This window comes from Methylocystis sp. (assembly GCF_051061225.1).
Taxonomy (GTDB): domain Bacteria; phylum Pseudomonadota; class Alphaproteobacteria; order Rhizobiales; family Beijerinckiaceae; genus Methylocystis.
Genome location: NZ_JBPFEB010000069.1, coordinates 1 through 6,067, shown reverse-complemented (window position 1 = coordinate 6,067; position 6,067 = coordinate 1). Strand labels below are relative to the sequence as shown.

General features: G+C 62.6%; 7 protein-coding genes and 1 pseudogene. 3 read left to right on the top strand and 5 right to left on the bottom strand.

Features of this window, described 5'->3' with window-relative positions; genetic code table 11:
• The 3 genes and pseudogenes from ACR652_RS13585 to istB form a co-directional block, all read left to right on the top strand.
• A pseudogene (locus ACR652_RS13585) lies at window positions 1-142 on the top strand (IS66 family transposase); the annotation flags it as partial.
• Between the two features lie 145 nt (window positions 143-287).
• On the top strand, window positions 288-1,550 hold the full coding sequence (gene istA / locus ACR652_RS13580; protein ID WP_434507028.1) for an IS21 family transposase: 1,263 nt from the start codon (window positions 288-290) through the stop codon (window positions 1,548-1,550).
• Entirely contained in the window at window positions 1,547-2,437 is an 891-nt protein-coding gene (gene istB, locus ACR652_RS13575; protein WP_434507027.1) for an IS21-like element helper ATPase IstB, read from the top strand. Before istA ends, istB begins: the two co-directional genes overlap by 4 nt.
• Here the strand turns inward: istB and ACR652_RS13570 are convergent.
• The 5 genes from ACR652_RS13570 to ACR652_RS13550 are packed head-to-tail and all read right to left on the bottom strand — an operon-like array spanning window position 2,355 to window position 5,834.
• Window positions 2,355-3,452: an N-acetylmuramidase family protein gene (locus ACR652_RS13570; protein WP_434507026.1), complete on the bottom strand. Its 1,098-nt coding sequence runs from the start codon at window positions 3,450-3,452 to the stop codon at window positions 2,355-2,357. The genes istB and ACR652_RS13570 overlap by 83 nt on opposite strands.
• Before the next feature lie 30 nt (window positions 3,453-3,482).
• Complete coding sequence (locus ACR652_RS13565; RefSeq protein ID WP_434507025.1) at window positions 3,483-3,851, bottom strand: hypothetical protein; 369 nt, start codon at window positions 3,849-3,851, stop codon at window positions 3,483-3,485.
• Complete coding sequence (locus ACR652_RS13560; protein WP_434507024.1) at window positions 3,851-4,087, bottom strand: hypothetical protein; 237 nt, start codon at window positions 4,085-4,087, stop codon at window positions 3,851-3,853. Before ACR652_RS13560 ends, ACR652_RS13565 begins: the two co-directional genes overlap by 1 nt.
• 44 nt (window positions 4,088-4,131) lie before the next feature.
• Entirely contained in the window at window positions 4,132-4,743 is a 612-nt protein-coding gene (locus ACR652_RS13555) for a hypothetical protein (protein WP_434507023.1), read from the bottom strand.
• A complete protein-coding gene (locus ACR652_RS13550; protein ID WP_434507022.1) occupies window positions 4,743-5,834 on the bottom strand; it encodes a hypothetical protein in 1,092 nt (363 codons plus the stop codon). The genes ACR652_RS13555 and ACR652_RS13550 overlap by 1 nt, the downstream gene beginning before the upstream one ends.
• Window positions 5,835-6,067 lie beyond the last annotated feature (233 nt).

Below are 6,067 nucleotides of genomic sequence, written 5' to 3'. Positions count from 1 at the left end.
GATCGACAACAATAGCGTCGAGCGCGCGATCCGGCCGCAGACCATCACGCGTAAAAATGCGCTGTTCGCGGGATCCGAGGCGGGCGGCGACACCTGGGCGACAATCTCATCGCTCCTCGCCACCGCGCGTCTCAACGACGTTGTCAGTGGCGGATTAAATCTCCCCAGTTATGGCATTTGAAAATTCCCCAGTTTTCGTGACGACCGGGCTTCCAGGGCATGCCCTGGAAGCCCGGTCGGCGCGCCGACTCACCGATGCTTCTCCCCTTGGCGGCAGGGAGGGGCTGGTGATTAAACTTGGGGAACTCGTGATGATTCTGGATTTGCATAAGCAAGGCCTTTCGGTGTCGGCCATCGCCCGGCAGCTCGGCATCGACCGCAAGACCGTTCGCACTCACATCGCCAAAGGGCTGGAACCTCCGGCCTACAAAAAGCGGACGCCCTCGCCAGGGATCGTCGGCCCCTTCGAACCTTATCTGCGGGAACGCCTGGCGGCCTATCCTGGCCTCACCGCCGTCCGCCTGTGGCGGGAGATCAAGGAGCGTGGCTACGCCGGCTGCTACAGCGTCGTCAGGGACCGCATCCGCGAGATGCGGCCGCCACGCGCCACAGGGTTCGAAGTCCGCTTCGAAACATCGCCCGGTGAGCAAGCGCAGGTCGACTTCGCCCACTTCGAGGTGGAGTTTTCGGACGAGCCGGGCGTCAAGCGGATTGTCTGGCTATTCTCGATGGTGCTGGGCTTTTCACGTTACATCTGGGCGCGCTTCGTCGTCCATCAGGACCTCCAAAGCCTCCTGCGCTGCCATATCGCGGCGTTCGGGGCAATCGGCGGAGCGCCGCGGGACATCCTCTACGATCGCATGAAGACCGCGGTGATCGGCGAGGATGCCGAGGGGCTCGTAATTTACAATCGTTCGCTGGTCGATCTCGCCCGCCACTATGGCTTTCAGCCCCGCGCCTGCCGTCCTTACCGGGCCAAGACAAAGGGGAAAGTAGAGCGGCCGTTCCGCTATGTCCGCGAAGACTTTTTTCTTGGCGGCTCATTCCGCAACCTCGACGATCTCAACGAGCAATTGCGACGCTGGCTCGATGAGGTCGCCAATCCGCGGGTGCACGCGACCACGCAACGCGTGGTGAATGAGGCCTTCGCCGAGGAGCGGCCGTCCCTAAAACCCTTGCCAGCTTCTCCCTATAGTGCGCTGCTCAAGCTCGAGCGCCGGGTCTCGCACGACGGCATGGTCAGCGTCGGCGGCAACTTCTACAGCGTTCCCGATACGACGCGCCGGCGCGTTCTCGACGTGCACGTTCTGGCCGATGCGATCCGTATTTTCGAAGAAGGCGCCCTCGTCGCCAGCCACGCGCCATTGGAGGGCCGCGGCCAAAAGCGGCTCGATCCGACACATCGCAAAGTTGCGCCGCCGCCATGTCGGCGCCCCGCGGAAAGCCAACCGGTCGTCCTCCAGCGCGCCGGCCAGCAGGCCGCCCGGCGTCCGCTAGCCTTCTACGAGGCTGTCGGCCGTCGCCTCGCGAGCCACGGAGGACCGCGATGAAGGTGCGCGAAGGAGTCAGGCCGGTTGGAGCGGCGCCGGCGGTAATCGATCGTATCAAGCGCAACCTCGTGAGCCTCAAGATGCCGCGCGCCCTTGAGATTTTGGACGTGACGCTGCGCGGCATCGAGCGCGGCGAGACCACGGCCCTGGAGGCGATAGACCTGCTGCTCCATGAAGAGATCACCTTGCGCGAGAACCGCCGCGTCAAGATGGCCCTCACGATGGCTCGGCTTTCGGCGATCAAGACACTTGCCGGCTTCGACTTCTCGTTCCAGCCCTCACTCGACAAGAATCGCATCATGGCGCTCGCCGAGCTGCAATTCATCGATCGCGCCGAGGTCGTCCATCTCATCGGTCCGCCAGGGACCGGCAAGAGCCACTTGAGTCTGGCGCTCGGCGTAGAGGCCGTCAAAGCCGGCCGCAGCGTCTACTTCGGCTCGCTTGCCGACATTATCGCCACGCTTGCAAAAGCCGAACGTGAAGGAACCTTGCGCGAGAAGATCCGCTTCTTCTGCCGTTTTGCGCTGCTCATCGTCGATGAGATCGGCTACCTCCCGGTAGTCCCCGACGGCGGCAATCTGTTCTTCCAACTCGTCAATGCCCGCTATGAACGGGGCGCCATGATCCTCACCTCCAACCGCGGTTTTGCCGAATGGGGCGAGATTTTTGGCGACTCCGTCGTGGCCACGGCGCTACTCGACAGATTGCTTCACCACGCCGTCGTCTTCCAGATCGAGGGCTCAAGCTACCGCCTGCGCGAACATGCCGATCTTCTACCCGAGCACATCCGCTCGAAGGCTTCCCTCAACCCCTTGCCTGTCCCGGCGACCCTGAAACGCCGCGGACGGCCGCCCAAAAACGGAGGCGCTGATCACCTCGCAGGCTGATCGCCCGACCCGCCAGACTGGGGAATTTTCGTTCGCCAAAAGTGGGGAAATTTCGGGTGCCATTGACACGCTCTTCCTCGGCCGCCTTGATCCCTTTCCAGATCGACCAGACGCCATAGGCGGCGAGCAGGGCGAGGACGATGACCCCGAGGACCTTCCAATTGTCCTGAAGCCACCCGACGGCCTGATTGAAGCTGTCGACATGTGCGGCCGCTGACTGGATCGGTTGCACGACGCCCTTGACTTGATCGGCAAGGCCGAGGGCGCCGCTTGCCGACGTCGCGGCGACGGCGAGGCCCGCCTTTGCCTGGTCGGTGGCGGCGATGGTCTGCGACCCGGCCGCGCGCAGGTCCTTGGCCGTCAGCTCCTCGCGCGGCTTCGACGCGATCTTCGACCATCTCGCATATTCGCGCTCCAGCCAGGACGCATACTTCGGGACCTGCCCGGGGCCGTTATAGCCGCGCGCGAAGCCGCTCCAGTTGAGGGAGCGCAGATCATCATCGAGACGTCTGGCCTTGATGAACGCGACCATCTGATCGAGCTGCGCGGCCTCAGATTCGATTGCCGCATCGAACATGGCGCGAGCGGAACTGAAGCCGGCCATGGCGTGGTTTTCACCAAGCACCTGGCCCAAGCCGATCGAAATCGCTTGGAAGGCGGCTTCTGCGTCAATGCGCGACGCCTGATCAAGGCGCTCATATTGCGCCTCATTCCCTTTCGGATAGGGATGCTCGCCCCATTCCTTGTAGGCGAGCCCTGCACGAACGGCGCGATCGAGGCGGGACCCGGGGCCGTTCAATTCCCCAGCCTCTCGCATGTTTCGATTGAGCACGCGATAGAACACGTGCGGCTCGAATAGAATGACGGGCAGGCGCTTGGCGTCAAAGCCTGACCCACGGCTCTCGACCGCGAGGACGGCGCGCAGCGCGGCGACACGGCAACCGATCTTCTCGGCTGCGTCTTCAACATCGCGCGCGGTCAATCGCCGCGCCGCTCCGGAGAACTCGACGGACATGTTCAGGCTCTGGGTTTCTGGTTGAGAATTTTAAGAGGTGATCAGCGTCGGCTGGATCATCAGGCTGCCAATGGCGACCGTGTTTTCGTTCGCCTTGAGCTCATAGTAGTGCTGGCCCGCCGGGACATTGGCGTTGCCGAGCGTGTCGGCTTTGACGAAGTCGACGTAGACGACCCAAGTCTGAAGCGCGCTGACGGTTTCCTGGACAACACGGCATCCAGACGAAGGAGAAGACTTCGACAGGATCGGCGTCTCACCGGGAGCGATGTAGGGATTTTTGCCAAGAGCAAATTTGGCGGCGGGAGTCCCCACATAGCTGGCCGGCTGGCCACTTGGTTCGAGCAAAGGGAAGCGCAGGGAGAAGACGTCTCCCTGCGTCACCTCCACAGCGTTTGTCATCAGACCGCCCTCGCGTAGCCGAGGTTAATCAGCGTATTCGCCGCCTTGTCCGGGATATCGACGATAGAGCCGACCGGAAATTTCCAGACGATTTTGGCCACGCCAACTTCCTCGTCCACAGAGCGCGCCGTCTCATAGGCGCCGCGCGCGGCGATCTCGTTCACGGCAGGGGTGAATGGCGCATCGAGCGGCACGACGATCGGCTGCTCGACGGTCATCAGGAGTTCGATCTTCATGGGATGTGTCGCCTCTCAGGCAGCAGTTAGGGTGACGGTCACATTCAGCGTGTCGCCGCTGATAACGGAGCGGGAAGCGCCGAACGCCGCTTCGCCGTAAAGCACGCCGGTCGTGCCGCCCTTGGTGTTATCGCTGACGAGATAAGCGCCAAGGATCGTGGCGGTCGCGTTGATATGGCTTCGCCGTAAAGCACGCCGGTCGTGCCGCCCTTGGTGTTATCGCTGACGAGATAAGCGCCAAGGATCGTGGCGGTCGCGTTGATATTGAAGACGGCGACCGAGGCGCTGTTGTCGACGGAGCCAGCGGAAGGCGTGCCGCCGGTCCACGCGGGGCGGCTGGCGTTGCTGTAATCCGTCGAGTCCGTCCAGCCAGCGTGCGACGCCATCGTGTCGGCGGTCGCCAGCGTGCCTGTGCCCTTGTAGAGGCCGACATACCAAGCCGCCGTGTAGGCCGATCCCTTGAAGTATTTGGACAGCAGATCGGTCGCGCCGGCCGTCGTGACGAGGTTCTCGCACTTCTCGACCCACTTGAGATTGCCGTCCTTGTCGAAGCATTCGACTTTGTAGAAAGTCCGCATACGGGCGCCAATGACGTTATCATTGGCGCCCGCCCAATTCGAGAAGGCGCGGGCAATCGATTTGAGAGCGTGTCGCATTAGAGGATCTCCTTAACTTCCGCGGATTGATCGAAGACGATTTCGACCGTGCCGCCCAGTATTTGAGTTCGATTGTCTGTCGCCGACATGCTGCGCGTCGGGGTATCGATGGCGGTTTGCCCAAGCAGGGACAGAACAACCGCCGTCAGATCGAAGACCACAGGCCTCGCGGTATTCCCGCCACACGATTGGGCGAGAGCGGCGGCGATCGCCGCCGCGACCGCAAGCGATAGCCCGCTGGATATGTTGGCCGAGAATGACGCTGTGAATGTCGTGGAAGGCGAGGAAGTATATCTGCCGGAGGGGGCCACATTTCCGGTCTGGGCAAGCTGAATTGTGCCGGAGGCGACTATTCTTCCCGAGGCATTGAAAGCCGCTGAGACGCCGATCGCCGCCCCAACTGCGATCCTGTTCGAAACCGCGTCCGTTAACCCGCCTGTCTCCCCAATCGCAGCGGATGCGGGCAACAAGGCGACGCCAACTCCCGTGACCCCGCCACTTTCCGCCATCGTTGATGCGCCGCTTGTGGTGAGCGCTGGCGAAGGCGCCTGACCGCCCGTCTCGGCGATCGTCGATGCGCCTCGCGTTGTCATGGCGCTCGAGGGGGAGGCTTGCCCCGCTTCCGCGATGTTCGCTATGGCGAGCGTCGCATTCAGGGACACCGGCGAAATCGCGCCGGTCTCACTGATCTGCGCGCCAGCGACTGCCGTCGCAACGCTGATATCCGCGAGGGAGCCGCTTTCGGAGATCGTGGTCGATCCCACGAGCTTTAATTGATACGCGGCGGCGGCTCCGCCCGTCTTACCGATCGTCGCTGATCCGGAATATGCTCGGGAACCGGAGACCGTTGCGCCGCCTGTTTCGCCAATCAGCGCCGACGCAACGAAGACAAACCCGCCGAACGGCAATATGCCCCCGATCTCCGCCAGCGCGGCGCTTGCGAGCATATTCGCGAACGCGGACGGAGATAGCGCGCCGAGCTCCGCGATTGCGGCCGCAGCGAAACTCGCTGATTGAGCGGCTGGCGTCAGCGCGCCGGTCGCGGGGATCGTCGATTGGGTGGCGATGTTCACCCGACTCGCGTCGGTCAATCCGCCCGCTTCAGCGATCGTCGTCGCCCCAACGCTGCTCGATTGGCTGTTGTCGCTGATCCCGGAGGTTTCCGCGATTGTGCTTTGCCCGACTGTTGATTTCCGCTGAGAGTTGACCCGGGATTTTCACTGAGAAGTGACCCTGGTTGATTTATGTTTTCATGCCTGGTCCGTGGTCAAGAGCTTTGCTTTCTCCTTTCTTCCTTTTGTCGTGGCGGCGCTCGCTTTGAACC